We start from the raw sequence: 26779 nt of genomic DNA on the forward strand, positions 1-26779 counted from the left end.
TCCCGAGGCCTTTCTCTCTGTTATGCTGGTTATAGCTATGACTGGCAATCAACGGAGCCGCCATGACGCAGAGCGAACAGGCACAGAAGACAGAGCTGCTGGCCGAGTTGGAAGCCACCCGCCAGCGCACGCTTGAACTGGTCACTTCCCTCAGTGACGAGCAACTTGATGTTCCCTATCACCCAGGTGTGAATCCACCGCTTTGGGAAATGGGGCACGCAAGCTTTTTTTATGAGGTCTTCGTATTTAACCTGCTGGACGGCACTCCCAGTTACGACCCCTCGATGGACGACCTCTGGGATTCCTTCCACATTGATCATGGTGATCGCTGGAGCCACGAGTTTTTCCCGGGCCGTGAGAAAACCCTGCAGTACTTCAACATCATCTACGACCGGGTGGCTTCGCGTATTCAGCAGCAGCCGCTGACCGACGAAGCGCTATACCTCTATCGCTACGCCATTTATCACCAGAACATGCACATCGAGTCGATGACGTGGTGTCGGCAGACGGTAGGCTTGCCGGCGCCGCCTGGCTTTATCGGTGCCCGACAGGGCAGTGGACAGCCGGTGACCGGTGATGCGCATATCCCCGGAGGACACTACCAGATCGGTATGCCCGGTGAGTCGACCAGTTATGCCACCACGGACTTTGCCTTCGATGCGGAAAAGCCACGCTTCGAGGTCCGGGTGGAGCCGTTTGCCATCTCCCGTACCCTGGTTTCGAACCGCGAGTTCTTGTCGTTCGTTGACGACAACGGCTACAAACGCCCGGAACTCTGGTCTTTTGGCGGTCGTAAGTGGCTGGGTACGGAAACCGACATCTCCCTGGTGCATGGCAGTTCCCAGCCGATGCTTCGGGAGCCCCGTCATCCACTGTATTGGCGCTGGCATGAGGGCGAATGGCAGGAGCGCGTGTTTGACCGTTGGCAGCCTCTGAACCTGGATGCACCCGTGACCCACGTCAGTTTCTGGGAAGCCGAGGCCTATTGTCAGTGGGCTGGCCGGCGTTTGCCCACGGAAGTGGAGTGGGAAGCGGCAGCGCTGGGTAACCTGAGTGGCCGGGATTTCTACTGTTTCCCTTGGGGAAACCAGCACCCAACGCCGGAACACGCGGATCTGGACGCTATACATATGGCGCAGCAGCCAGTGTGGGACTACCCGGCAGGCGAGAGCCGTTCCAGCTGTCGGCAGATGATAGGTGGCGTCTGGGAATGGACCAGCAGCCAGTTTTTTCCCTATGACGGCTTCAAAATTGATATGTACCCCTTCATGTCGACCTTACAGTTTGGCGACCACAAGGTGACCCGAGGCGGAGGATGTGCGACATCGTCCTGCCTCATTCGTGGTACTTACCGGCAGGCTTACCTGCCCCTTCGCAACGATGTCTATACCGGGTTCCGTACCTGTGCACTCTCCCATTCAGCATCCGGTACTCAGTGAGGACCACCACATGAACGTATATGAAACCGACGAATTGCTGGGGCAGTACCTGGGGTTCCATTTTGGTGAAAGCCATTTCGGAGTGGGGAACTATCCGGCCCGCTGTGCTGGTATCTGCCAGGAACTGATGGCCGGCCGGGACAGGCGGCGCGCGCTGGACCTGGGCTGTGCGGTTGGCCGCACCGCCCTTGAGCTGGGCCGGGTCTTTGACAGTGTGGTGGGTGTGGATCTTTCCCGCCGGTTTGTTGATGCTGCGACCACCCTCCAGAAAACCGGTGAGATCGATTACTTCCGCCGTGATGAGGGAGAGCTGGGGGAGCGTGTAAACGTGAGCCTGAAGGCGCTGGGGCTGGACAGGTCTGCTGCAAAGGTATCATTCGCGACAGGTGACGCCAGTCACCTGGGGCCGGAACATGTGGACTACGACCTGGTCTTTGCTGGCAACCTGATCGATCGGCTGCAGGATCCGGGTGCCTTTCTGGGGAGCATTCACCAGCATCTGGTGCCGGGCGGCACCCTGGTCATCAGTTCGCCCTACACGCTGATGGAGGAATTCACCCCAATTGCCAACTGGATAGGCGGTTATGAACGCAATGGCAAGCCCTATACGGTTTACCAGGGAATGAAAGAAATCCTGGCGCACCACTTTGAAGAGATACAGCCGCCGCAGGACGTGCCGTTCGTGATCCGGGAAACCCGCCGCAAGTTCCAGCACACCATTGCCGAACTTAGTGCCTGGCGCAGAGTCCGCTGATCAGTCGCAGCGGGTAAAGAAAGCTGTCTGGGTCGGGTGACCGACATCAGGCACAAACTCTCCGATACCACCAAAGCGAACGTTGTAGCCATTACGATCCGCCACCCCCCGGGCCCAACGTTGGAATTTAATCCGGTCCCACTCGAACTTGTGGTCCTCCTCGCGGAACTCCCCGGGTGCCAGGTCGAAAAGCGGGTTGTATTCCCGGTTGGGGGTGGTCATAAACAGACAACCGGGCCGATATTCGCCGAACACGGCCCGCTCGACCCGTGAAAGCTGTTCCGGTCTCACATGTTCGATGGTTTCCACCATGGCGGCGGCTTCGTAGCCCGCCAGGTCAGGGTTGCTTTCAGCGTAGGATCCACGGACCAGGCGGATTCTGGGATTCTCCTCGCTCAGATAGTCTGTGAGCACGGAACGGGCCTGTTGAAGCGACACACCGGAATCTTCCAGCCCGGTAATCTGGTCGAACTGTTTATCGGCCAGCATGCGATAGAGCAGGGAGCCGGAACCGCAGCCCAGATCCAGCACTCGCCTGGCACCGGTTGACTTCAGGGTTCGGAACACGAAATCCAGACGCTCCTCGTGCAGTGATGTCATCTGGGTCATCATGCTGTTGTCCGGTGTCATGAGTTCATGCATCAGGTTTTCGCACTCTCCATTAGTGATGGTGCCCGGTCGTTACGGTGTAGTACCTGGCTTGCCAGGGCAACACCGGTTTCGCTCATCGTCAGGTAAGCCTCATTGGCCCCGGCTTCGCGAATCCGTTCTGCTTCATCGGCGTACAGGGTGTGCGCCACAATATAGCCGGCGAAACCTTTTTTTCTCAGGTTCCTGGCTGCGATCAGCTTACCTTCGATATCACCCATCGCAAGTATAACGGCCTCAACTGCCGGCATGTGCAGGCCCTGCCAGAAGGAGATGTCTTCCCCGTCGCCAAAAACCACATTCCGACCTTCCTTCTGGTGTTTGTCCACCTTTGCAGGGTCTGAGTCAAGCGCCATGGTCAGCGGCTCGTCATGTGTGAGCTGGTCATAGGCAGCGGTGCCCGTTCGCCCCATGCCCATAACCAGGATTTTCGTACTGCCCAGGGATATTGGTTGCTCGTCGGGATGGCGGCGTTTACTTTCAAAGGGTGCCAGGCGTGCGCTGAACCGTTCGTAGACCGTATGCGAAAGCCGGTTAATCGGGGCGGAAACCACGAACGAGACTGCCACCGTGATGGCCAGGGGAACGAGCCATTCCGGCAGTGCGACACTGGCCACAATAAGGCCGAACTCACTGTAGTTGGTCAGCGACAGGGCGCTCAGGAAGCTGCTGCGGGCGCGTAGGCGAAAGGCCAGTAGCAGGAAGAAAAACAGCATGCCTTTGAGTGGCACAACCAGCAGGGCGACAGCCGCAAACAGCAGGGCCTCGCTATCCGGCAGACCACCGATGCCGATCTGCAGGAAGAATCCCACAAGGAAAACTTCCTTCACGCTCCAGAGGGATTTGGCCAGTTCCTGGGAGCGGGGATGGTTGGCCAGCATGGCACCAAATACCAGGGCACCAAGTTCCGAGCTCAAGCCGACAGCTTCAAAGCCGAGCCCACCAAGCACGAGGGCCAGTAGCAGCCCGAGGAGAACCAGGAGTTCATCGTGGCCGCTGGCATCCATCAGTTTGAACAGTAGTGGCCTCAGCAGCGGCAGGCCGAACACAATCAGCGCCCACTGGGACGGGGACTGGCCCGCAGCCAGGCTCATAACCACCAGTGCAATCAGGTCCTGCATGATCAGGATGCCGATGGCAACACGGCCATGAAATGCCCTCAGTTCGCGTTTGCCTTCCAGTACCTTGGCGGCCAGCACGGTGCTGGAAAAGGAAAGCGCAATGGCCAGCAGGAAGGCTGTTTGCCAGTCAATGTCCATGAGCAGGTGCAGGCCGGGCGTGAATACCGCGCAGGTGATGCCGAAATGCAGCAGGCTACCGCCGATGACTTCCGAGCTGAAAATCGAGCGCAGTTTAAGCTTCAGGCCGACGGTAAATAACAGCAGTAAAACGCCGAGGTGAGCAATGTGTTCCAGAACATCGGTTGCTTCAATGGCAACGCTGGTAACGGCGGAGAGCCCGCTCAGTACGAATCCGGCAGCCAGGTAGCCCACCAGGGGTGGCAGGCCAACGGTCTTGACCAGTAGGCCAAGGCCAAAGGCAAAGGATATCCATATTGCTTCAGGCATAAGTCAGTTCACGGTCAGGAAACAAGGCTATGGCAAGGCTACCGTGTTTCCGGCTGGCCGTGTAGTCAAAACGTACTGGCAAGAAACTCGCGGAACAAGTGAGCGGATTCTTCTGGTGCCTCAATCCGGGTAATGGCTTCGAAGATCACTTCGTTGACGTCGCGGTTGGCTATGGCCTTCTCTTCCATTACGTCGTAAATGGGCCAGGGAACGAAAGGCTTCTTTTCCAGGGCAAAGTCGATCAGGCGCTTGAAATCGCCCTCTTCGGCAGGGATCAGGGGGGTTGTCGCCTTCCATGACCAGACTTACCAGCTCGCTGTCATATTTGAAGATTCCGGCTGGGTATTGCTCAGGTAGGCAATGGTCATATTCCCCACACGAACCGACGATTGTTCCAGCCCCGCGCCGAAGGTTTCCTGTATTCCGCTTGAGGATCGATGCGAGTGTTTGTGAAATCTATCAAAGCATCTATTCTGGTTACCGTTTGCCAATAACAATCGTCACGAGGTCGTCATCATGAAAATTCGAGCCGCCGTTTTGCAAGCGATCGGGGCGGAGCGCCCGTACCAGGACACAAGGCCCCTGATCATTGAGGAACTGGAACTGTCTCCACCCGGTGACAACGAGGTACTGGTCCAGATAAAGGCTGCCGGCCTGTGCCATTCCGATCTCTCGGTTATTGATGGCAACCGCCCCCGGCCGGTGCCCATGGCGCTGGGCCACGAAGCGGCCGGCATTGTTAAGGAGATTGGTAATGGCGTCCGCGATCTGGAAGTTGGCGATCATGTAGTCGCGGTATTTGTGCCCAGCTGTGGCCACTGCGCACCCTGTGCGGAGGGACGCCCGGCCCTGTGTGAGCCAGCGGCAAAAACCAACAACGCCGGTACTTTGGTCAGTGGCGAGCACCGTCTGCATCGGGCGGATGGCACTCCGGTTAACCACCACCTGGGAGTATCTGCCTTTGCAGATTACGCGGTGGTGTCACGGGATTCGCTGGTCAAGGTTGATGCCGGCCTGCCCCTGCATCACGCGGCCCTGTTTGGTTGTGCCGTATTGACGGGTGTGGGGGCAGCGATCAATTCAGCAGATATCAAGGCAGGCCAGACGGTCGCTGTCATTGGCTTGGGTGGTGTTGGTCTGAATAGCGTGTTGGGAGCGCTGGTGGCCGGTGCCGGTGAAGTGATTGCCACAGATCTGGATGACAGCAAACTGGCGTTGGCCAAAGAGCTTGGTGCCACCCACGCTTTCAATTCAAGTGAAGAGGGTTGTGTCGAAAAGGTCAGGGCCCTGACCAATGGCGGGGTTGATTGCGCAATCGAGATGGCCGGATCTGAAAAGGCGCTGGAGTTTGCCTATCAGATCACTCGCCGTGGTGGTACTACAGTCACCGGTGGCCTGGCCCACCCGGAAAAGAAAGTGTCCATCCAGCAGGTCAGTCTGGTTGCGGAGGAACGCACCCTCAAGGGTAGCTATGTGGGTAGTTGTGTGCCGGTTCGCGACCTTGCCCGTTATGTCACTCTGTTCCGCCAGGGCAAGTTGCCGGTGGACAGATTACTGAGTGATACCCTGACGCTGGAGGAAATCAACGAAGGGTTTGAGAAACTGGCTTCTGGTAAGGCCGTTCGTCAGGTTGTGCTGTTTGATTAGGTCAAAATGCAATGAAACTGCTAATCGGAGAAATCTGTGGAACGAGATGAGTTTGGTGTCCTGTACCCGATCACTACCCGGTGGATGGACAATGATATCTATGGGCATGTGAACAACGTGACTTATTACTCCTACTTTGACACGACCATCAACCGGTACCTGATTGAGGTTGGCGGGCTGGACATCAATAATGCGCCGGTGGTTGGGTACGTTGTCAGCTCCAGTTGTCAGTTTAAAAGCCCGGTGGCGTATCCGGACGCACTGGACGCAGGGCTCAGGGTTCTCAAGATTGGAAACAGCTCAGTGACCTACGAGCTTGGCCTGTTCAAGAACGGTGATGCGGAGCCGGTTGCGCTTGGCCAGGTTGTTCACGTGTTTGTTGACCGAGAACAGAATCGCGCTGTTGCGATTCCGGAAGGTATTCGTGAGGCGCTTGAGCGGCTCCTGGTTTTCTGACTTGACCCAAGGGTATCAAACACCAAAAAAGCCCGGTTCGCCGGGCTTTTTTGGTGTTATTCCGGCATCAGTTGCTGGCGGAGCTTTCCCGGACAATGGCCCGATAAGCGATGTCCTTGCGGCAGAAGGCGCCTTCCCACTGGATCCTTGCAGCCACATCATAGGCGCGTTGCTGGGCTTCAGTAACGCTCTGCCCGAGAGCAGTGGCGCACAGCACGCGACCGCCATTGGTAACAACCTGCTCACCGTTGAGGCGGGTTCCTGCATGGAACACCTTCTCACCGTCTGTATCTGTCTCAGGTAGCCCTGAGATAACATCCCCTTTGTTGTAGCTGCCGGGATAGCCGCCCGCAGCCAGCACAATGCCTACGGCGGGACGGTCGTCCCAGTCCGAGCTGCACTGGTCGAGTTTGCCATTGATGGCGGCGTCGCAGAGTTCGACCAGGTCGGATTTCATGCGCAGCATGATGGGCTGGGTTTCCGGGTCGCCAAAGCGGCAGTTGAACTCGATCACTTTGGGCGCGCCCTGGCTGTCGATCATCAGGCCGGCGTACAGGAAGCCCTTGTAGGGATGGCCTTCGGCTGCCATGCCTCGAACAGTGGGGTAAATCACCTCGTCCATGATGCGCTGGTGGATGTCAGGCGTAACCACCGGAGCCGGGGAGTAGGCACCCATGCCACCGGTGTTGGGGCCGGTATCGCCATCGCCCACGCGCTTGTGGTCCTGGGATGTGGCCATGGGCAATACGTGCTCGCCATCCACCATCACGATGAAGCTGGCTTCCTCACCATCCAGGAATTCCTCGACGACCACGCGGCTGCCCGCATCACCAAAGGCGTTGCCGGCCAGCATATCGCGAATGGCGTCTTCTGCTTCCTCCAGGGTCATCGCTACGATCACGCCCTTACCCGCGGCCAGACCATCGGCTTTGACGACGATGGGGGCGTTCTGCTTGCGAACGTAGGCCAGGGCCTGGTCAACATCGGTGAAATTGGCATAGGCGGCGGTGGGGATCTTCTGGCGATCGAGGAAGTCCTTGCTGAAGGCTTTGGAGCCTTCCAGCTGTGCAGCGCCGGCGCTGGGGCCAAACACCCGCAGGCCGCGTTCTTCGAACAGGTCCACAATGCCCGCCACCAGCGGGGCTTCCGGGCCGACAATGGTCAGGCCCACGTTATTGGCAGCGGCAAAGTCCGCCAGGCCCTTGAGATCCATCACGTCGATATTGATGTTTTCCAGGCCCGGTTCCCGGGCGGTGCCGGCATTACCCGGCGCGACAAACACCCGGTCTGCGTCCGGGGACTGGGCCGCTTTCCAGGCCAGGGCGTGTTCGCGGCCGCCAGAGCCAATTACGAGAATGTTCATAGTCGTTTTCCTGGTTGTCGGATTACGCCTGCGGCTAATCCGACCTACGGTTCAAGTCTCAAGCCAATGTAGGTCGGATTAGCCAAAGGCGTAATCCGACAAGAGCCCAACTCCAATCAATGCCTGAAATGACGCATCCCAGTAAACACCATGGCAATACCATGCTGGTTAGCAGCGTCGATCACTTCCTGGTCACGCATGGAGCCACCGGGTTGAATCACGGCGGTAATGCCAGCGTTGGCGGCGGCGTCGATGCCATCCCGGAACGGGAAGAAGGCGTCTGAAGCCATAACCGAACCCTTCACCTCCAGACCTTCATCGGCTGCCTTGATGCCGGCGATCTTCGCACTGTACACGCGGCTCATCTGCCCGGCACCCACGCCGATGGTGCGTCCGGCCTTGGCGTAAACGATGGCGTTGGATTTGACGTACTTGGCCACTTCCCAGGCAAACAGCAGGTCGTTCAGTTCCTGCTCGGAAGGCTGGCGGTCGGAAACAACCTTGACGTCTTCCATGGCTACCATGCCCAGGTCACGATCCTGAACCAGCAGGCCGCCTGTTACGCGCTTGTAGTCAATGGATCTGGCACGTTCGCCATCGAACTCGCCACAGGCCAGCAGGCGGACATTCTTCTTGGCGGATAGCAGTTCCGCCGCTTCTGGTGCGATGGTCGGGGCGATGATCACTTCTACAAACTGGCGGTCGATGATGGCTTTCGCGGTTTCAGCGTCCAGTTCGCGGTTGAAGGCAATGATGCCACCAAACGCGGAGGTGGGGTCGGTGGCGAATGCCAGGTCGTAGGCCTGACGGATATCCGCGCCAATGGCCACGCCGCAGGGGTTGGCGTGCTTGACAATAACGCAGGCGGGATCGGCGAAAGGCTTCACACACTCCAGCGCGGCGTCGGTATCGGCCACGTTGTTGTAGGACAGTTCCTTACCTTGCAGCTGCTTGGCAGTGGCAATACAGGCTTCCCGGGGATTGCGTTCAGTGTAGAAGGCAGCACGCTGGTGCGGGTTCTCACCATAGCGCATATCCTGAACCTTCACGAACTGGGCATTGAAGGTGCGGGGAAAGTCGGCGTTGTCGTTGTCGGCGGTGCGGCCACCCAGGTAGTTGGCAATCGCGCCATCATACCCGGCGGTGTGCTCAAACGCCTTTACGGCGAGGTCGAAGCGGGTCTTGTAGGTCAGTTGGCCTTCGTTGGTTTCCAGTTCTTTCAGCACCCGGCTGTAATCAGAGGCATTGACCACAATTGTCACGTCGTTGTGGTTCTTGGCGGCAGCGCGGACCATGGTGGGCCCGCCAATATCGATGTTCTCGATGGCTGTGGCCAGGTCGCAGTCCGGTTTGGCAACGGCTTCCTCGAAGGGATAGAGGTTCACGATCACCATGTCGATGGCGTTGATATTGTGCTCTGCCATCACCGCATCGTCGGTACCGCGTCGCCCGAGAATGCCACCGTGGATTTTCGGGTGTAGGGTTTTCACACGGCCATCCATCATTTCGGGGAAACCGGTGTAGTCACTGACTTCGGTGACCGGCACCTGGTTTTCCTGTAATAACCGGAAGGTGCCACCGGTGGAGAGCAATTCGATGCCGCGATCAGTCAGTGCGCGACCGAACTCAACGATACCGGTTTTATCAGACACGCTGATCAGCGCGCGACGGACGGGGGTATTAGCCTGATTTGCCATGGGTCACTTATTTCTGCTGGGTATGAACGAATGAAGGCCTCGCGAATGGTGTCCGGGAGGCCCTCGTTTCAATCGGGTAGCTGGATTATAGCAGACCGTACTGCTTGAGCTTCTTGCGCAGGGTGCCGCGGTTCAGGCCGAGCATCGTCGATGCCTTGGTCTGGTTGTTGCGGGTGTACTTCATCACCTGCTCCAGCAGCGGTGCTTCCACCTCGGACAGCACCAGTTGGTAAACCTCGGTGACCGGGGCACCATCAAGCTGGGCAAAATAGTTTTTCAGGGCAACTTCCACGCTGTCGCGCAGGGTAACGGTGTTGCCGCTGCTGTTCACCGTTTGCAACTGATGGATATCATCGTTGGCGGGTGGGGTCAGGTTGTCTTTAGCCAAAGTCTCAGCGGTCATGCTGCGAATACCTCTCCATTTCGTAAGCCTGCAAAGTACTGTTGAATGCTGTCTTTCTGCTCCATCGCGCAATCAATGGCGTTGAAGCGTTTTCTGAACTGTTTGTCCTCGTCATGGGACTGGAGATACCAGCCGACATGTTTTCTGGCAATGCGCACGCCCATGGTTTCGCCGTAGAACCCGTGCAAGGCTTGCAGGTGTTCGCTTAACACCTGTTCCACCTCGTCCACCGGCGGCTCGGGCAGATGTCTGCCGGTTTCCAGGAAATGCAGGATTTCCCGGAAGATCCAGGGTCGCCCCTGGGCTCCGCGGCCAATCAGCAAACCATCGGCGCTGGTATGCGCCAGCACACGTTGTGCCTGCTCCGGCGAGTTGATGTCGCCGTTGGCAAACACCGGTATGCCGACCCGGGACTTCACCTCCGCGATGGTGTCGTACTCGGCTTCGCCCTTGTAGGCATCGGCGCGGGTGCGGCCGTGGATCGCCAGCGCCTGGATACCGGCGTCTTCCGCCATACGGGCGATCAGCGGCGCGTTCCGGTGCTCCCGGTCCCAGCCCGTGCGCATTTTGAGGGTCACCGGAATGTCCACGGCGGCCACAACCGCTTTCAGGATATCCCGCACCAGTCCCTCATCTTTCATCAGCGCCGAACCGGCAGCCTTGTTACACACCTTCTTCGCCGGGCACCCCATATTGATGTCGATGATCTGGGCGCCGAACTTGGCGTTCAGCCTGGCGGCGTTGGCCAGCATCTCGGGGTCGCCACCGGCGATCTGCACCGACCGGGGCTCGGGTTCACCCTCATGGTTCATGCGCGTTTGTGACTTGCGCGTGTGCCAGAGTTTGCTGTCCGCAATGACCATTTCAGAGACTGCCAGCCCTGCTCCCATACGCCGGCAAAGCAGGCGAAAGGGGCGATCGGTTACACCGGCCATGGGCGCAACGATCAACGGATTGGGCAGGGTGTACGGCCCGATTTTTGCCGTTGGCAGCATGATCTGAGTCCGTGTCACAGCGGGTTAAGCGAACGTCGGAACTGAACGGTTGCTCAATAAGTAACCGATCTTGATCCGAAGGGCGGTAATGATACCGCTGGGAGAGATGCTATTGAAGGGGCGAAGTCATGAAAAAATTGATTATTTTTCGTCCTTTCTGGTTGACTTTCAGTCTATTCGGTGGCGGTCCCCGCTGTTTGACGAGTGAGGACTCGCTTACTCCCGGTGGGCGCGGAAGGCAATATTGTAGTTTACAGCGTCCTTACCGGGGTCCCGGATATTGATGACAATTCTGACCGGGGTATCCGTTGGCATCGCTTCGAGGCTGCGGCCTTCGCCGGCCAGGTATTCGTCCGGGGTAAAGACACTCTGCGCCACCACATCACCGTTCAGGTTGGAGAACGTGAGAGCAATGGCGGGGAACGGCTGTTCAAAGGCTGCACGATTGATGATGACGGCATCGACCACCAGTTGGCTCCGGTTGTCGGGGTTGGTTCTCACCACCAGTTTGCGGCTCTGTATGGCATCCACATCCACCAGTGGCTTCAACTCACAACCGGCAATCTCGCAGCCCTGCTCATAGAAGGGGCGCAGTTCCGGTATTGACGACAGGCGGTCAAACTGGAACCAGGTTACCTGGGCTACCAGAACACCAATCAGGGCAAGAACAATAAAAGTCCAAAGGGCGGTTCTGAGGCGACCGCTGCCATTGCCTGCAACCGATACCGGTTCCCTGCGAAGGTTGTTGTAGGGGGAGCTGGCGACGAGTGGCTCGTTGTCGGTCACAGGGCCGGCGTCATAGTCGAAGGATGGCGACCGGGGCTCATCCACATAGAAACCGTCGGTGTCGGCAGGCTCCAGGCTCAGTTCCTCGTGTTCCTCTGGCGAGGCTTCGGCATGGTGAGGGGGGGCGTCGCTTTCTGCCCATTCCTCTTGCGGTGGCGCGGGTGGTTCTTCAGGCGTCACTGGCTCCTGAGGTTGTTCCGCCTGGCGTTCCGGTTTGCGCCTGGTGTCGTCTTCTTCCGACAACATGGCCTCGGCCCAGCTTTCGTCTATCTTTTCCTGCGGCTCGTCGCCATCGTCCGTTTCGAAGGTGCCACTGCTGCGTTCGTCAACGGTCCGGAAGCTGTCGCTCAGTTCATCGTCGGAAAAGGTCAGCCTGGTGCCGGCGTAGGGGCCCTCGGCGGCGTCCTCTTCGGGGTTGTCGGCAAAAATCAGGTCGTCGTCCGGGGTAAAGCTCTGATCTGAAGGCTTGTCTTGCTTTTCAGGCGCCGGGGCCGCGTCCTTTTTACCAGAGCTGCCAGACATGCTGTCACTGATCTGGTGTTCGACGGCATTAAACACCGCCATGCAGTTGCCGCAGCGCACTTTACCGCCAGCTACGCTTAGCTGTGCGTCGGTTACCCGAAACCGGGTTTCACATTTTGGGCATCGTGTCTGCAGGCTGCTCTGGGTCATGCTTCATTCCTGTAAGCGGCGTCGCTACGAGTCACGGAGTTTAGTAGGTTCGGCAGAATTCGTCACCTGTCGTTGCGCCGTCCTGTGAGCCGTATCCATTCCTCGCGCTGTTCCGGCTCGTCCATGATAAACCAGGGCTCGTAGGCTTCCATGACTTCGCGGGCCTGGTTGGAGAGTATTCCCGACAACACAATATCGCCACCCGGTTTCACCTTTGCCGCCAGCCTCGGCGCGAGACCTATCAACGGCTGGGCCAGTATGTTGGCCAGCATGATATCAGCCATGGTATCGGGTTCGTCGCCGGGCAGGAACAGATCCAGCCGGTCTTCTTCCACCTTGTTGCGGCGTGCGTTTTCGCGGCTGGCTTCCAGTGCCTGGAGGTCGGTATCGACACCAATGACATGGTCCGCGCCCAGCAAAAGGGCCGCGAGGCCTAGAATGCCCGAGCCGCAACCATAGTCGATCACTTGCTGTGACTCCACATCCTGGCCATCAAGCCATTCCAGGCACAGGGCCGTGGTGGGGTGGGTCCCGGTGCCAAACGCCAGGCCTGGGTCAAGCAGCAGGTTGGCGGCGTGCGGGTCGGGAGCGTCGTGCCAACTGGGTACGATCCACAGCCGGTCACCGAATCGCAGCGGCTTGAAGTTGTCCATCCACTCCCGCTCCCAGTCCTTGTCTTCCACAAGGGTAACCTCAATCTCCGGCAGAGACTGCTGGGTCTGCTGGTGCCAGGTATCCTTGACGGCAGCGCACAGCTCTTCAATGTCACGCTCGGATCCGAACAGGCCCGTTACGCTGGTCTGGTGCCAGAGCGGTGTTGTGCCAGGGTCGGGCTCGTACAGGGGCTGGTCTGCGGCATCTTCCATGGAGACGGCTTCAGCGCCCATCTCCATAAGCAGATCCTCGAGCTGGTCCGCGTTATCGGGATCAGCCGGGATCTGTAATTGTATCCAGGGCATGTAGGTGTCCTGTTGGGTAGACGAATCCACTGTACGGGTTAGTCCCGTATCAGCTTTTCCAGATAATGAATGGTGAAGTCTACCTGTTTGAAACCGCCATCGCGCACCAGTTTCCGGTGCAGCGCCTGATTGGTCTTGATGCCTTCAACCACCAGTTCGTCCAACGCGTTCTTCATGCGGCGGCGGGCAATTTCCCGATCGTCACCCCAGGTGATCAACTTTGCCACCATGGAATCGTAGAACGGGGGCACTGTGTAGCCACTGTAAAGATGCGAGTCCACACGGATACCGTTGCCGCCAGGAGCGTGGAAATGCTTGACCTTGCCCGGACTGGGTACGAAGGTTTGCGGGTCTTCGGCATTGATGCGGCACTCCAGGGCGTGACCGGAAATCTTTATCTGGTCCTGGGTGTATTGCAGGGGCAGGCCACTGGCAATACGCAACTGCTCGCGAACGATATCGACACCGGTCACCATCTCCGACACCGGATGCTCCACCTGTACCCGGGTGTTCATCTCGATGAAGTAAAAGGCGCCGTCCTGGTACAGGAACTCGAAGGTGCCGGCTCCCACGTAGCCGATCTTCTTGCAGGCATCGACACAGGCCTTCAGGGTAACTTCCCGGGCTTCCGGATCAATGTTCGGCGCAGGCGCTTCTTCCAGTACTTTCTGGTGCCGGCGCTGCATGGAGCAGTCCCGGTCTCCGAGGTGGATCACGTTGCCATGGGTGTCTGCCAGAACCTGGACCTCCACGTGGCGCGGGCGCTCGAGATACTTCTCAAGGTAAACAGTGGCATCGCCAAAGGAATTCTTGGCTTCGCTCTGGGTAATCTGCACGCTTTTCAGCAGGGCTGCCTCAGAGTGAACGACCTGCATGCCGCGACCACCACCACCGGATGCCGCCTTGATGATCACCGGGTAGCCGATTTTACGGGCAACCTCCAGAGTGCGCTCATCGTCGTCTGTCAGCGGGCCATCGGAACCGGGAACCGTGGGAACGCCGGCTTCGATCATGGAGTTGATGGCAGAGACCTTGTTGCCCATCAGGCGGATGGTTTCAGCCCGGGGGCCGATAAAACGGAAGCCGCTTTTTTCCACCTGCTCGGCAAAGTCCGCGTTTTCGGCAAGAAAACCGTAACCGGGATGAATGCCGACGGAGTCGGTGACTTCTGCCGCACTGATAATCGTGGGAATGTTCAGGTAGCTGTCAGCGGCGCTGTTGGGGCCGATACAGACCGATTCGTCAGCCAGGCGCACATGCATCAGGTCACGATCCACCTGGGAATGGACGGCCACCGTCTTGATTCCCAGTTCCTTGCAGGCGCGCAGGATGCGCAGGGCGATCTCGCCGCGATTTGCGATCAGAACTTTTTCTAACATAGCCATGAGGGTATCACCGGGTTCAGGAAATGATGATCAGTGGCTGGTCAAACTCGACCGGCTGCCCGTTCTCTACCAGAATCTCGGAGATGGTACCGCTCTTGTCCGCCTCGATCTGGTTCATCATCTTCATGGCTTCGACGATGCACACCACGTCGCCGGCTTTCACCGACTGCCCAACTTCCACGAAGGCCTTGGCAGTAGGCGAAGGCGAGCGGTAGAACGTGCCCACCATCGGCGACTTGACAGCGTGCCCTGAAGGCTCAGCCGGCTTGGCGGGCTCATCGGCGGCAGACGCTGACGGCTGCGGGGCTGATGCAGGCTGCGGTGCCGGAGACGGGTACTGTGCCATGTATTGCGGCGCAGCCAATTGTTCGCGACGACGAGAAATACGAACCGAATCATCACCCTCGTGAATCTCCAGTTCCTCGACGTCGGATTCCTCCAGCAGCTCGATAAGCTTCTTGATCTTGCGAATGTCCATAGTCAGTCCGATCCCGTTTTAATCAGTTCTATCGATGAATTCGTTGCAGGGCGGCTTCGAGTGCAAGGTCGTACCCCAGGCTGCCCAGCCCGCAGATAACGCCGTCGGCGATATCAGAAAAGTAAGAGTGATGGCGGAACGCTTCCCGCGCATGCACGTTGGAAAGATGAACCTCAATAAACGGAATGCCCGAGGCGAGGATGGCATCCCGCAGTGCAACACTGGTGTGGGTGAATGCCGCCGGGTTGAAGATGATGAAATCAACCCCCTCTGATTTGGCTTCATGTATTCGTTCAATCAGTTCATATTCCGCGTTTGACTGTAAATGTAGCAGGTGATGGCCATCTTCGGCGGCTTTCTGGTGCAAACGGTCGTCAATGTCCGCCAACGACTCGTGGCCATAGACCTCCGGCTCGCGGGTTCCCAACATATTCAGGTTGGGGCCATGAAGTACGAGTATGGTCGACATGATTTCGTCTGCCTTGCTGACTTTATTTACAGGATCGCCGAATTTAGCGACATTTTCCACCAATGGTGCGTTCTTGAGGTCTTCAGATCAACACTTTTTGACATTCCGGTATGTGTCGAAAAGTATCTGGCACCGCAAAAGCAATCGCTGTCGTTAGCAGGGCCATTGTCGTGAAGGGTGATGATGAGTGCTATAAGACGTTGGTTTCATAAAACGGCCCCGAGTGCGGGGCGGGGCCGTCGATTGGCGTCGGTTTCAGTCGCCGGCGGCTGTCACGCAGTTCCTGCCTTCTGCCTTGGACCGGTACAGGGCCTTGTCTGCCCGTTCGCACAGGGCCTGGGAGGTGTCACCTCTCCAGGCGGCAACGCCGCAACTGAAGGTGACATTGAACTCGCGGTCGCCGGCGGGTTGCAGCAGTTCCGAGAAGCGCTCGCGGATTTCGTTCAGTACGTTGCGGGCGTCGCTCTCGCGGGTGTCCGGCAGGATGATGGCAAATTCCTCACCGCCATAGCGGCCGATGTGATCGGTCTTGCGCAGACGCTGCTTCAGGAACATGGACAGGCTGCGCAACACCCGGTCACCGATGGGGTGGCCGAAGGTGTCGTTAACCTTTTTGAAGTAGTCGATGTCGATCATCGCAAAGCAGAGTTGCTGGTCCTTCTGCCTTGCCCGGACAATCTCCTGATCAAGCAGGTGCAGGGTGTGGGTATGATTGAACAGGCCCGTCAGGCTGTCGCGGATCATCAGCGCCAGCAAAGAGCGGGCACGCCGGCCACGGTTGTGGATGGTGGAAATCAGGTGTTTCGGATCAATGGGTTTGGTCAGGAAGTCATCACCGCCCAGGCTCATGGCATGAAGCTGCTTGGTAACGTCTTCTTCCGCGGACAGATAGATGATCGGCACGCTGTGAAAACGATCCTGCTGGCGGATCACACGCGCAATCTCCATGCCGGTGCAGCCTGGCATGTACATGTCGAGGATGATGATCTCGGGCGAAAACGACTCCAGAGCACGAATGATGTCCATGGGGTCGGTGATGATGTGGGCGTTCATTCCGGCCTTTTTCAGGACCGTTTCCATGAACTTGGCCTGGGCGCGGGAGTCATCCAGCACCAGTACCTTGTAGGGTTCCACCGTGTTGCCGTGGGTGTAGGTCTCGATCTTCTCGATCAGCTGGCCGGGGTCCACCGCCGGATAGAAGAACTCCTCGCCGCCACAGCGGGATGCCCGAAGGCGGGTTTCGATCGTACCGTCCTCATCACTCATGAAAATGATTGGGATGGGCGTGTCATGGCGTTCCTGAAGGCGCTCTATCGTGGCGATACCGCTCAGAGGCTCGCCACCGTAGTTTACGTCCATCAGGATGGTTTCAGGTTTGTGGAGCGCGCAGGCTTCGATCAGTCTTTCGGCAGTGTGGAACGCGGATGCACGGAAGCCGAAGAACTCCAGTTGGCGGATCAGCCGGCTGGCCATTTCCTCGCTGGCCAGTGCAATGTAAACCGGGGTGCGGCGATACTGCTGGGGCGCTTCACTCGCCTCCTGGTCGGTACGCCGGAGCGTACAGCGGGAAATCTGCTCAATGGCGTCCTGCAGTTTGCGATCAAGGCTTTCGGGCAGTCTCTCGCCGTCTGGCCACTCACCGATCAGGTCAAACACCCGCTGCCCGGAGTCAGCATGGCTTTCCATTTCGAAGCGCTTTGCGTAGCGAACCAGCTTGTCGGCGGCCCTGGAAAAATCGTCCCTGAACGCGGCAGACTGGCTGGTATCTTCGTGGATCTTCTGCCATGTATCCAGGACAACGCGCGCCTGGGTGGTAACACGGCGAGCGAAATGCTGCCTGAGTTTGTCTTTCTGGCTTTCGTCGTTCATTGTGCTCCAGCCTGTGTTTTTCTCGTTCTGAGCCGCCCGCTTCCGGTACAGGCAGATCTTTTCAACATTAGTCTTTTTGCAGAGTCTATAGTGTTTAATGTTGTCGGCGTAGGTGACTCTATGTAAATGTTTGTCAACTCTGCGGGGCAGGTCACATCGGACCCCCGGCAATCGTTGCTTCAGACAGGAGCTGCCAGTGATGGCATGGACGCAAAAAACAACAGAGATCTCCCGTCAGCGGGGTGCGATCACCCTGCGTAGCCTGTTGTTGCTGTTTACCAGCGGCCTGTTGCTGCTGGTACTGATTGCTGCGGCCAGCGTCAGCTTTGACCGGTTCCGGGATTACATGTCGAATCAGCTTCAGGGCCATGCCCGGGATGGCGCCACAGCCATCGGGCTATCGCTTTCCAATGCCATCGATGGGAGGGACCCGGTGGCTTCCGCCTCATTGATTGATGCGGTGTTCGACAGTGGCCGCTATCTTTCCGTGGTGTACATGAACAATCAGGGTGAGGACGTGGCCGGGCGTGAAACGTCACTGCGTGAGGTGGATGTGCCTGACTGGTTTGTCGCGCTGGCGGACCTGCCTCTGCCGGCAGGTGAGGCGGAAGTGGTGCGTGGCTGGAGTCAGCTTGGCAAGGTGCGGGTGGTGAGCCACCCTGGCAGGGCCTATGAAGACCTTTGGGCTGTAACGGTCCGTATGGTGGCCGGTTCGGCGCTGATTGGCGGCCTGGGCCTGGTCGGGCTGTTCTGGATGGTAACCCGCCTGATGCGCCCGCTCAGCGCGGTCGAGAAGCAGGCCCGGGCCCTTGGTAAACGCGACTTCCGGCGCAGGGTCAATCTTACCTCCACCCGGGAACTGAATCAGGTGACTCTCGCCATGAACCAGATGGCGGATGACCTTGGCCGACTGTTTGAGGGGCAGGCCAAGCTTATCCAGCACCTGCGCAAGGTGAACAATGAAGACAGCCTCACTGGTCTCGCCAGCCGCAGGGCATTCGAACAGAGACTTAAGGTCGAGGTGGAATCGGAGGAGCGGGCCGCTCCCGGTGTCCTTTTTACTCTCCAGTTGGAGGAGTTTGCTGAGTATAACCAGAGTTACGGCCGGGAAGAGGCCGACCGCCTGCTGATCCGTGTCGCCGACGCGCTGGAAGCCTTTGTTCGCCGCCATGGTGATTCGTTCGCAGGGAGGATGACGGGGGCGGGTTTTGCTGTCTTCCTGCCCGGGGTTTCCCGAGCTGATGGGGTGATATGGTGTCGCCAGTTGGTGGAGGAACTGGATGGCATATACTCGGAAATGTCCGCGCCAATGGACGTTTCCGTTCATGCCGGTATTGCCCAGGCAGCAGAAAACCGCACAGTTCGCGACCTGATATCAGCGGCTGACGAGGCGCTCCGCCAGGTTCAGGCTGAACAGGGGTCTACCTGTCACGCTGCCGATCTCGACCGGCCCGAGCACCATGACAGCGAAGAGTGGCGGTCCATTATCGAAGAGGCGATTGCCCGGGAGCGGCTGTCGCTTTGGCTACAACCCATGGTCAGGGCCAGCGATGACCAGGTGCTGTTCCATCAGGTGTTTTCCCGTATAAAAACCGTTGATGGCTGGATCAAGGCGGGTGCTTTTGTGCCCATGGCCGAGCGGTTTGGCATGATCCCGGACATTGACCGCTGGGTTCTCGTGCGTTCCCTCACGTTGCTGCGTCTGCAGCCGGAAGCCAGCCTGGCGATGAGCCTGGGGATGGGTTCCGTGGCCAGTGAAACGTTCCGTCAGGAGCTCCTGGAGCGGCTTTCTGCTGCGGGAAAGGAACGCTGCCGATTGCAGATTGGCATTTCCGAACAGGCTATTCATCATCACCGCACGGCCGTGGGGCTTCTGGTGCGAGCATTGAATCGACTGAAGGTGCCTGTGCTGGTTGACCGGTTCGGGGTTGGCGGTGTGCCTTTCAGCTACCTGAGAAATCTGAGGTTCCAGGCTTTGCGTATTGATAACAGCTTTGTTCACGATATCGATACCCACGATGATAACCGCTTCTATCTGGAATCCGTGACCACCATCGCCAAAAGCCGTGGCGTACGGGTATACGTGACCGGTGTTGAGACCGCCAGTGAGTATTCGACACTACAGGGTATCGGTATCGATGGAGCAATGGGGTACCATCTGGGGCGGCCGTTCGAGGCAGTGGATAGTGGCCAGGCGCCATAGCGCCGCAAATTGCATAAACGTTGCCGTTGCTTCATGGTATTCGAAGTGCGCAGACGGATCGCATCCGGGATTAATGATAGACAGGGGAACTGAAAACCGATGCCAGGAAAAATCAGACAATATTTCAGTGATCGCAAAGACGACCTTCGGGATTACTCCGGTAGCGGCGGGGTTGTCAGCAAATTTATACTGGCCGTTGTTGTTGTTTACCTGCTTGTCGCGATGGTTCTGGGTATGATCTGGAGCAGTGAACCGGATGTTTTTTCAGTACGCGATCACACGCGTACCGTGGCTGACGAAATGCAGCGTGAACCGGTGACGGGCTTCGCAACCACGGTGACCATGATTCGAGTGGCGGAAACCCTTCTAGACAAGCCCGGGGGATATGTTTCCAACGATATTTTCCCGCCGGGGCTCTGGCTGGATAACATGCCCAATTGGGAATATGGCGTACTCGTGCAGCTTCGCGATTTTTCCCGCGCCATGCGCAAGGACATCAGCCGTTCCCAGAGCCAATCCGCCGAAGACCCCGACCTGACGATCGCAGAACCTCAGTTCCACTTCGACAGCGGTAGCTGGGCTATCCCGTCCACCGAGGCGGAATACCGTCGTGGCATCCAGGCCCTCCACAGCTATCTGGACCGCCTGTCGCGCCCGGATCAGCCCAATGCGCAGTTCTTTGCCAGGGCGGACAATTTGGCCAACTGGCTGGCGGACCTGGAAACCCGGCTCGGCAGTCTTTCCCGTACGTTGGGTGAGAGTGTCGGCAAGGCGTCTGTGTCTGACGCAGTTTCCAATATCAACCCGGGAGATCCGTTGTCGGAAGATGTAATGGGTGAGGAGGTTAAAACCTCCTGGACGAAAATCGACGACGTGTTCTATGAAGCCCGCGGAAGCGCCTGGGCCCTGTTGCATATCTTCCGGGCGATCGAGGTGGATTTCCGCAAGGTGCTGAGCGACAAGAATGCCCTTGCCAGTGCCAAGCAGATCATTATCGAGCTGGAAGGCACCCAGGGAGAGATGTGGAGCCCCGTGATCCTGAACGGCAGCGGTTTCGGTGTGCTTGCCAACCATTCACTGACCATGGCAGCGTATCTGTCCCGCGCTAGCGCTGCAATCAGTGACATGCGCGATTTGCTGACCCGAGGCTGATGCCAGGGAAACATTGCACCATAAAAAAACCGGGCCACATTTGAATTGAGCCCGGTTTTTTTATGGTCACCTGAAAACGCTGGTGTCAGCCTTTGTAGGCGTTAACGGCCGCTTCAATAGCCTTCCTGGCTTCTGCGGCATTGGCCCAGCCCTGTACCTTGACCCACTTGCCCGGTTCAAGCGTTTTGTAGTTCTCGAAGAAGTGCTGGATCTGGTCGCGGAGCAGTTGCGGCAGGTCGTCCACGTCTTTCACGTCGGTGTAACTCTTGGTGAGTTTGTCGTGAGGAACGGCGACCAGTTTGGCGTCACCACCCGCTTCGTCTTCCATATTCAGGACGCCAACCGGGCGGCAGCGGATAACGGAACCGGCCTGTACCGGATAGGGAGTGACCACCAATACGTCAATCGGGTCGCCATCGTCGGCCAGGGTGTGGGGGATGAAGCCGTAGTTGGCCGGGTAGAACATGGGGGTGGCCATGAACCGGTCTACCAACAGTGCACCCATGTCCTTGTCCAGCTCGTACTTGACCGGGGAGCTGTTGGAAGGGATTTCGATGGCGACGTAGATGTCTTCCGGCGGGTTCTTGCCAGCAGGGATATGGTCGAAGTTCATGAGCGATCCTTTCTGAAGTGCGTTTAACTGCGTTTAAAAAGTGGGCGCAATTATACGGGACAATAGTGTGGATCGAAACTAAACGTTGGTCTCGCCCCTGCTTTGGTGCATGCCGGCTATCGGGGCCACCATCCAAAACACGCCGCAAGTACTTCCATGTAGGTCGGATTAGGCGAAGCCGTAATCCGACAACACCAAACCACTACAACCCCATCTGTTTCCCAATCAACTCCTTCATAATCTCATCGGTACCACCACCAATCGACAGGATCTTCCCATCCCGGTAAAGCCGCTCAACCACCGATTCCCGCATATACCCCATACCACCATGAATCTGCACCGCTTCGCGGGTCACTTTCTCGCAAACTTCCACCGCAAAGTTTTTCGCCATGGCCACCTGCTTGATCGGGTTCTTGCCCGCCTGCATCAGCGCTGCACAGCGATAGGTGTATTCCCGCGCCACATCCACCTGTGTGGCCATATCCACCAGTTTGTGGCGGGTGACCTGGAACTTGTTCACCGGCCTGCCAAACGCCTCCCGCTGCCCGGCCCAGGCCATGGAGGCTTCCAGGGCGATTTCGGCGGTCATGTAGGCCATGATGGACAGGCTCAGGCGCTCGAACAGGAAGTTGCTCATGATGGCAATAAAGCCAGCGTTCTCGGCGCCGATCAGGCGGTTAGCGGGTACCCGGCAGTCTTCAAAGAACAGCTCTGCAGTGTCACTGGCCCACCATCCCATTTTCTTGAGCTTCTTGCCGGTGGAAAAGCCCGGCATGTCACGGTCGATCAGCAGTAGGCTGATACCACCATGCCCTTCACCGCCGGTGCGCACAGCAACGGTGTAATGGTCGGCCCGCATGCCGCTGGTGATAAAGGTCTTGCTGCCGTTGACGATGTAGTAATCGCCATCTTTGACGGCCCGTGTCTTGATATTGGCCACATCAGAACCGCCACCGGGTTCGGTGACGGCCAGGGCGGCGATTTTCTCGCCACGGAGCACAGGCGGCACGATGGCTTCCTTCACCTCCGACCGTGCCCATTTCGCCACCGGCGGTAGGCCAATGTCCAGCGACCCCAGGCCGGCCACCAGGCCTCCGGAAGTGGAACGCATCAGTTCCTCGGAAATGGCGACCTTCATGAATATATCGCCTTCTCCAACGCCACCGAGACTTTCCGGAAAGCCGACCCCAAGCAGCCCGGCATCCCCGGCTTTCTTGTAGAGTTCACGGGGAAACTCACCGGCTTCCTCCCAGTCGTCTATGTTAGGCAGAATGTGAGTGGCAACAAACTGTCGGGCGCTCTGGCGAACTTGCTCATGGGTATCGTTGAAATAATCGGACACGGTAAGGCTCCCTGTGATCAAAACTCATAAAAGCAGTCTCACCTAAAGTGAGAAACCAAGCAAGCGCTTGGTTTATTGAGGCCCGAAAAGAGTTGGGGCCGTGAAGAGGCAGGGGTGTCAGGGGACGTCAAAGACATGGATGTTTTTGTCGAGCGTACATGGATGTATTCACAGCGTGCCCCTGACACCCCTGCCTCTTCACGGCTTCCCGGAGCTAGCCGTCCTCGCGGGAGATGCTTTTCACTCCGTCTTTGGTACCGAGCAACAACAAATCCGCAGGTCGCCGAGCAAACAGGCCATTGGTGACAATGCCCACAATGTTATTCAGTTTCTCTTCCACCTGGATAGGACGTGAAATATCCAGGTTGTGGATATCCAGGATGATATTGCCGTTGTCGGTGGTAAAACCCTCGCGATAAACCGGATCGCCCCCCAGCTTCACGATTTCGCGACCAACATGGCTGCGGGCCATGGGCACCACCTCCACCGGAAGCGGAAATGTGCCCAGGACATCCACCTTCTTGGACTCATCAGCAATACAAATAAACGTCTTGGACACCGCCGCCACGATTTTCTCGCGGGTGAGGGCACCGCCGCCGCCTTTGATGAGCTCCAGGTTTTCATTGGTTTCATCCGCGCCGTCCACATAGAACTCAAGCGGCGCGGCACTGTTCAGGTCGTACACCGGAATGCCGTGACTCTTCAACCGCTCTGCGGTGGCATCGGAACTGGCAACGGCACCGTCGAAGTCATTGCGTATGTTCGCCAGCAGGTCGATAAAGCAATTGGCCGTGCTTCCGGTGCCGACACCGATAACACTGTCCTGGTCCAGATGGGGCCTTATATAGTCCAGTGCGGCCTGGGCGACGGCTTTCTTCAGTTCGTCCTGATTCATTGAGGAACTCCGGTTTTTTGCGGGAAATGGTCACAATGGCCGTCATTATAGCCCTTCCGGGCGACCTGCTTATAGACGGAACCCCGGCAAAGTTTCTACACTGTTGGTTTTTCCAACAAAACACCAACATCCGGACGGAACCATGCCGCAACGCTACATAAAGAAAATCCTCGATGCCCGTGTCTACGACGTGGCCATCGAGACCCCGCTGACCGAGGCCCGCAGCCTCTCCAAGCGCTTTGGCAACAACATTCTGCTCAAGCGCGAAGACCTTCAGCCGGTGTTTTCTTTCAAGATTCGTGGCGCCTACAACCGGATTGCACAGCTCTCCGAGGAGCAGAAAGCCAAGGGCGTTATTTGCGCCTCAGCAGGCAACCATGCCCAGGGCGTGGCCCTGGCTGCCAAGAAACTGGGCATCAAGGCCGTGATTGTGATGCCCCAGACCACGCCGGAAATTAAAGTACGTTCGGTGCGTGACCATGGTGCCAAGGTGGTTCTGAGAGGGGATGCCTTTGATGAAGCCGCAGCCCATGCCCAGGAACTGATCCAGAAGCACGGCTACACCTACATCCCGCCCTACGACGACCCCGACGTGATCGCCGGGCAGGGCACAGTGGCCATGGAAATCATGTGGCAGTTCAGTAAGCCCATCCATGCCATCTTTATCTGCGTGGGTGGCGGTGGGCTGATTGCCGGCATGGCCGCCTACATCAAATATCTGCGCCCGGAGATCAAGGTAATCGGTGTTGAGCCGGAAGACTCCAACTGCCTGCAGGCGGCGATGAAGGCCGGTAAGCGGGTAGTGCTGGACGAAGTGGGCATCTTCGCAGATGGCGTGGCGGTCAAGCAGATCGGCAAGTACCCGTGGGAAATCTGCAAGGACCACGTGGACGAGGTGATCACCGTCTCCACCGACGAAATTTGCGCTGCTATCAAGGACGTGTTCGAAGACACCCGCTCCATCGCCGAACCGGCCGGTGCGCTGGGTGTGGCGGGCATCAAGAAGTACATCGAGCGTGAGCAGATCGAGAACGAAAACCTGGTGGCCACCCTCAGTGGCGCCAATATGAACTTCGACCGCCTGCGTTACATCTCGGAGCGCACGGAAATCGGTGAAAAACGCGAAGCCATCCTGGCGGTGACCATTCCGGAGAAACCGGGGGCGTTCAAGACGTTTATCAACGCCCTGCACAAGCGCAGCATCACCGAGTTCAACTACCGCTACGCCGATGCCACCAATGCCACGATCTTTGTAGGCATCCAGATCCAGGCCGGCGGCCACGGCCGCGAAGACCTGATCCAGGACCTGCGGGAAACCGGTTACTCGGTAATCGACCTGACCGACAGCGATCTGGCCAAGCAGCATATTCGCCATATGGTGGGTGGGCACGCGCCGAGCATCACCAACGAAAAGGTCTTCCAGTTCGAGTTTCCGGAACGCCCGGGTGCTTTGCTGAAATTCCTCATGTCACTCGGCACCCGCTGGAACATCTCCATGTTCCACTACCGCAACCATGGCGCGGCCTACAGTCGTGTCTTGCTGGGCGCGCAGGTGGAAGACGACGAAGTAAAAGATTTCGAGAAAATGCTCGACAAGGTCGGTTTCCGCTACGAAAACATGACTGATAACGAGGCTTATCAATTGTTTTTGGGAGCCGGTAACAGCAAGTCTGAATAACGCGGATTAGGCTTGGGTGCGGGAGGCCTTCCAAAACTGTGCGGAGCCATGGATGGCGGAGCTCAAGCGCCACAGGGATGTGCTTGAGCGTGTTTTGGAAGGCCTCCCGCACCCAGGCCGGAATGCCTGCTCAAAGCTTACGTAAATTTAACCTGTGAAAAATTGTAAAATACAAGATAGGTGTTAGTCTTTCGTCTGATTCTTGAAAACAAGAATAGCTTTCTGATTTAGATCGATTTTACTCTCTTTAATGCCGGAGACTCTCCCATGGGCCGCAAGCCTGACATTATCCGGACGGTTGCGCTGATTTTTGCCGTTGGCCTTATTATCACTGGCTTCACTTCGCTTCAGGCGTCTGACGATGAGCCAACAGCTTCCGGGAGCGAAGCCGTTACAGTGTCTTCCGTTCGTGACTGAACCTTACAACGACTTCCTCACTGTTACTCGATAACGTTTCCTGTCAGTAACCACACTGTGCAGGGGAATATCCCAGGGCTCCAGCGGTAATTCCGGTACCTTCTGACATTCATGGGCCAGCCCGATCAGCTTGGGCGCCAGCCGTGGCCGGATCCGCGTGAACGCAAACGTGCGATCGTAAAATCCTCCGCCCATTCCAAGCCGGCCACCGAAACCATCAAAACCCACCAGTGGAAACAACACCGCATCCAGCGCCCATGGCGGCCGCTCCAGGCCCTTGTGAAAGGGGGGCTCCGGAATGCCAAAACGGTTAGCCGTCAGCGTTGTGCCGTCGGTGTAGGGGCTGAATACCAGCCTGCCTCGATGAACCGGATGCAGCACCGGCAGATAAAAGCGAATACCCCGCCGGCGGGCCATGTGGATGTAAACCTGGGGATCAATCTCACCGTCGTTGGGCAGGTAGACCGCAACGTGGCGGGCCCGGTAAAGGTCCGGATGCTTCAACAGGTTCAGCGCTAGCTGGTCAGCAGCAGCCTGTTGCTCTTCCACGGACAGGGAGCGACGCTTTTGCCGAAGGGCTTTACGGAGATTACGGCGCGATAATAGGTCAGGTTGGTCTTCAAAAGGCTGGGGGGAGATAACGTTGGTCAAAATAAGCTTCCCGGGCTGCCGTTATCGGATGTGGCCCTTGAACCCAAAGTTCAAGGTCGGTGGCCGCTGTGACATATTAGGCTTTCCCCGTGAGGGGACGTGCTCACAATGCCCTAGAGTAGCCACCTGGGTAGTGCGCATCGGCTCGAGGACGAATCCGACCAGCGAACAGCCCAGGAAGTTGTTTTTATTATACGGGCATTGCCGGGGCTGATTGCAACACCTGAATCGGATCCTTTC

24 protein-coding genes, 1 other RNA gene and 1 pseudogene are annotated in these 26779 nt (G+C 57.8%); 8 read left to right on the top strand and 18 right to left on the bottom strand.

The genetic code is table 11. The features are described 5' to 3' along the window. Window positions 1–62: 62 nt before the first annotated feature. Window positions 63–1439, top strand: a complete 1377-nt coding sequence (senA, locus tag NLU14_RS04240; protein ID WP_275704931.1) for a selenoneine synthase SenA — start codon at window positions 63–65, stop codon at window positions 1437–1439. A 10-nt stretch (window positions 1440–1449) separates the two neighbouring features. After that, a complete protein-coding gene (locus NLU14_RS04245; protein ID WP_275704932.1) occupies window positions 1450–2193 on the top strand; it encodes a putative 4-mercaptohistidine N1-methyltransferase in 744 nt (247 codons plus the stop codon). On the opposite strand, the gene NLU14_RS04250 is transcribed toward NLU14_RS04245, so the two are convergent. From NLU14_RS04250 to NLU14_RS04260, 3 genes and pseudogenes are all read right to left on the bottom strand, one after another. After that, window positions 2194–2835, bottom strand: a complete 642-nt coding sequence (locus NLU14_RS04250) for a methyltransferase domain-containing protein (protein ID WP_275704933.1) — start codon at window positions 2833–2835, stop codon at window positions 2194–2196. After that, a complete protein-coding gene (locus NLU14_RS04255; RefSeq protein ID WP_275704934.1) occupies window positions 2835–4409 on the bottom strand; it encodes a cation:proton antiporter family protein in 1575 nt (524 codons plus the stop codon). The genes NLU14_RS04250 and NLU14_RS04255 overlap by 1 nt, the downstream gene beginning before the upstream one ends. Window positions 4410–4540: 131 nt before the next feature. After that, a pseudogene (locus NLU14_RS04260) lies at window positions 4541–4751 on the bottom strand (alpha/beta fold hydrolase); the annotation flags it as partial. Window positions 4752–4925: 174 nt separating this feature from the next. Between NLU14_RS04260 and NLU14_RS04265 the strand changes: the two are divergent. Together NLU14_RS04265 and NLU14_RS04270 are read left to right on the top strand one after the other, a co-directional pair. Beyond that, a complete protein-coding gene (locus tag NLU14_RS04265; RefSeq protein ID WP_275704935.1) occupies window positions 4926–6056 on the top strand; it encodes a zinc-dependent alcohol dehydrogenase family protein in 1131 nt (376 codons plus the stop codon). 36 nt (window positions 6057–6092) lie between these two features. Further along, a complete protein-coding gene (locus NLU14_RS04270; RefSeq protein WP_338040780.1) occupies window positions 6093–6512 on the top strand; it encodes an acyl-CoA thioesterase in 420 nt (139 codons plus the stop codon). Between the two features lie 67 nt (window positions 6513–6579). Here the strand turns inward: NLU14_RS04270 and purD are convergent, their stop codons facing one another. The 10 genes from purD to NLU14_RS04320 form a co-directional block, all read right to left on the bottom strand. Further along, window positions 6580–7875 (bottom strand): phosphoribosylamine--glycine ligase, encoded by a 1296-nt coding sequence (gene purD / locus NLU14_RS04275; protein WP_275704936.1) that lies wholly within the window; start codon window positions 7873–7875, stop codon window positions 6580–6582. Between the two features lie 116 nt (window positions 7876–7991). Beyond that, complete coding sequence (gene purH / locus NLU14_RS04280) at window positions 7992–9572, bottom strand: bifunctional phosphoribosylaminoimidazolecarboxamide formyltransferase/IMP cyclohydrolase (RefSeq protein ID WP_275704937.1); 1581 nt, start codon at window positions 9570–9572, stop codon at window positions 7992–7994. An 85-nt stretch (window positions 9573–9657) separates the two neighbouring features. Beyond that, entirely contained in the window at window positions 9658–9975 is a 318-nt protein-coding gene (fis, locus tag NLU14_RS04285; RefSeq protein WP_007154166.1) for a DNA-binding transcriptional regulator Fis, read from the bottom strand. Next, window positions 9972–10970: a tRNA dihydrouridine synthase DusB gene (gene dusB, locus NLU14_RS04290; RefSeq protein WP_420845027.1), complete on the bottom strand. Its 999-nt coding sequence runs from the start codon at window positions 10968–10970 to the stop codon at window positions 9972–9974. The genes fis and dusB overlap by 4 nt, the downstream gene beginning before the upstream one ends. 216 nt (window positions 10971–11186) lie before the next feature. Beyond that, window positions 11187–12428, bottom strand: coding sequence for a DUF3426 domain-containing protein (locus NLU14_RS04295; RefSeq protein WP_275704938.1), 1242 nt, complete (start codon window positions 12426–12428; stop codon window positions 11187–11189). Between the two features lie 62 nt (window positions 12429–12490). Further along, window positions 12491–13387, bottom strand: a complete 897-nt coding sequence (prmA, locus tag NLU14_RS04300) for a 50S ribosomal protein L11 methyltransferase (protein ID WP_275704939.1) — start codon at window positions 13385–13387, stop codon at window positions 12491–12493. A gap of 38 nt (window positions 13388–13425) precedes the next feature. Continuing rightward, the gene (gene accC, locus NLU14_RS04305; protein WP_275704940.1) at window positions 13426–14772 is read right to left on the bottom strand and encodes an acetyl-CoA carboxylase biotin carboxylase subunit; all 1347 of its coding nucleotides are present in this window, start codon (window positions 14770–14772) and stop codon (window positions 13426–13428) included. A gap of 16 nt (window positions 14773–14788) precedes the next feature. After that, window positions 14789–15250 carry an acetyl-CoA carboxylase biotin carboxyl carrier protein gene (accB, locus tag NLU14_RS04310; RefSeq protein WP_275704941.1) on the bottom strand — a complete coding sequence of 154 codons (462 nt, stop codon included), beginning with the start codon at window positions 15248–15250 and terminating at the stop codon, window positions 14789–14791. Window positions 15251–15278: 28 nt separating this feature from the next. Beyond that, window positions 15279–15719 carry a type II 3-dehydroquinate dehydratase gene (gene aroQ, locus NLU14_RS04315; RefSeq protein WP_275704942.1) on the bottom strand — a complete coding sequence of 147 codons (441 nt, stop codon included), beginning with the start codon at window positions 15717–15719 and terminating at the stop codon, window positions 15279–15281. Between the two features lie 255 nt (window positions 15720–15974). Continuing rightward, entirely contained in the window at window positions 15975–17588 is a 1614-nt protein-coding gene (locus NLU14_RS04320; RefSeq protein ID WP_275704943.1) for a diguanylate cyclase, read from the bottom strand. Between the two features lie 199 nt (window positions 17589–17787). On the opposite strand from NLU14_RS04320, the gene NLU14_RS04325 reads away from it, so the two are divergent. Both NLU14_RS04325 and NLU14_RS04330 read left to right on the top strand, forming a co-directional pair. Next, window positions 17788–19791: a bifunctional diguanylate cyclase/phosphodiesterase gene (locus NLU14_RS04325; protein ID WP_275704944.1), complete on the top strand. Its 2004-nt coding sequence runs from the start codon at window positions 17788–17790 to the stop codon at window positions 19789–19791. Between the two features lie 99 nt (window positions 19792–19890). Continuing rightward, entirely contained in the window at window positions 19891–20943 is a 1053-nt protein-coding gene (locus NLU14_RS04330; RefSeq protein WP_275704946.1) for a DUF2333 family protein, read from the top strand. Window positions 20944–21028: 85 nt separating this feature from the next. Here NLU14_RS04330 and ppa read toward each other — a convergent pair whose 3' ends face one another. The 3 genes from ppa to rpiA all read right to left on the bottom strand — a co-directional run bounded on the left by ppa (window position 21029) and on the right by rpiA (window position 23793). Further along, the gene (gene ppa, locus NLU14_RS04335) at window positions 21029–21556 is read right to left on the bottom strand and encodes an inorganic diphosphatase (RefSeq protein ID WP_275704947.1); all 528 of its coding nucleotides are present in this window, start codon (window positions 21554–21556) and stop codon (window positions 21029–21031) included. A gap of 202 nt (window positions 21557–21758) precedes the next feature. Further along, on the bottom strand, window positions 21759–22898 hold the full coding sequence (locus NLU14_RS04340; RefSeq protein WP_275704948.1) for an acyl-CoA dehydrogenase family protein: 1140 nt from the start codon (window positions 22896–22898) through the stop codon (window positions 21759–21761). Window positions 22899–23112: 214 nt separating this feature from the next. After that, window positions 23113–23793, bottom strand: coding sequence for a ribose-5-phosphate isomerase RpiA (gene rpiA / locus NLU14_RS04345; protein WP_275704949.1), 681 nt, complete (start codon window positions 23791–23793; stop codon window positions 23113–23115). 142 nt (window positions 23794–23935) lie between these two features. On the opposite strand from rpiA, the gene ilvA reads away from it, so the two are divergent. Both ilvA and NLU14_RS04355 read left to right on the top strand, forming a co-directional pair. Then, a complete protein-coding gene (gene ilvA / locus NLU14_RS04350) occupies window positions 23936–25471 on the top strand; it encodes a threonine ammonia-lyase, biosynthetic (protein WP_275704950.1) in 1536 nt (511 codons plus the stop codon). Window positions 25472–25738: 267 nt separating this feature from the next. Beyond that, a complete protein-coding gene (locus tag NLU14_RS04355; protein ID WP_275704951.1) occupies window positions 25739–25888 on the top strand; it encodes a hypothetical protein in 150 nt (49 codons plus the stop codon). Window positions 25889–25891: 3 nt separating this feature from the next. Here NLU14_RS04355 and NLU14_RS04360 read toward each other — a convergent pair whose 3' ends face one another. Both NLU14_RS04360 and ssrS read right to left on the bottom strand, forming a co-directional pair. After that, window positions 25892–26539 carry a 5-formyltetrahydrofolate cyclo-ligase gene (locus NLU14_RS04360; protein WP_275704952.1) on the bottom strand — a complete coding sequence of 216 codons (648 nt, stop codon included), beginning with the start codon at window positions 26537–26539 and terminating at the stop codon, window positions 25892–25894. Between the two features lie 3 nt (window positions 26540–26542). Then, a non-coding RNA gene (gene ssrS, locus NLU14_RS04365) (6S RNA) lies at window positions 26543–26722 on the bottom strand. Window positions 26723–26779 lie beyond the last annotated feature (57 nt).

This window comes from Marinobacter iranensis (assembly GCF_029207565.1).
Lineage (GTDB): Bacteria > Pseudomonadota > Gammaproteobacteria > Pseudomonadales > Oleiphilaceae > Marinobacter > Marinobacter iranensis.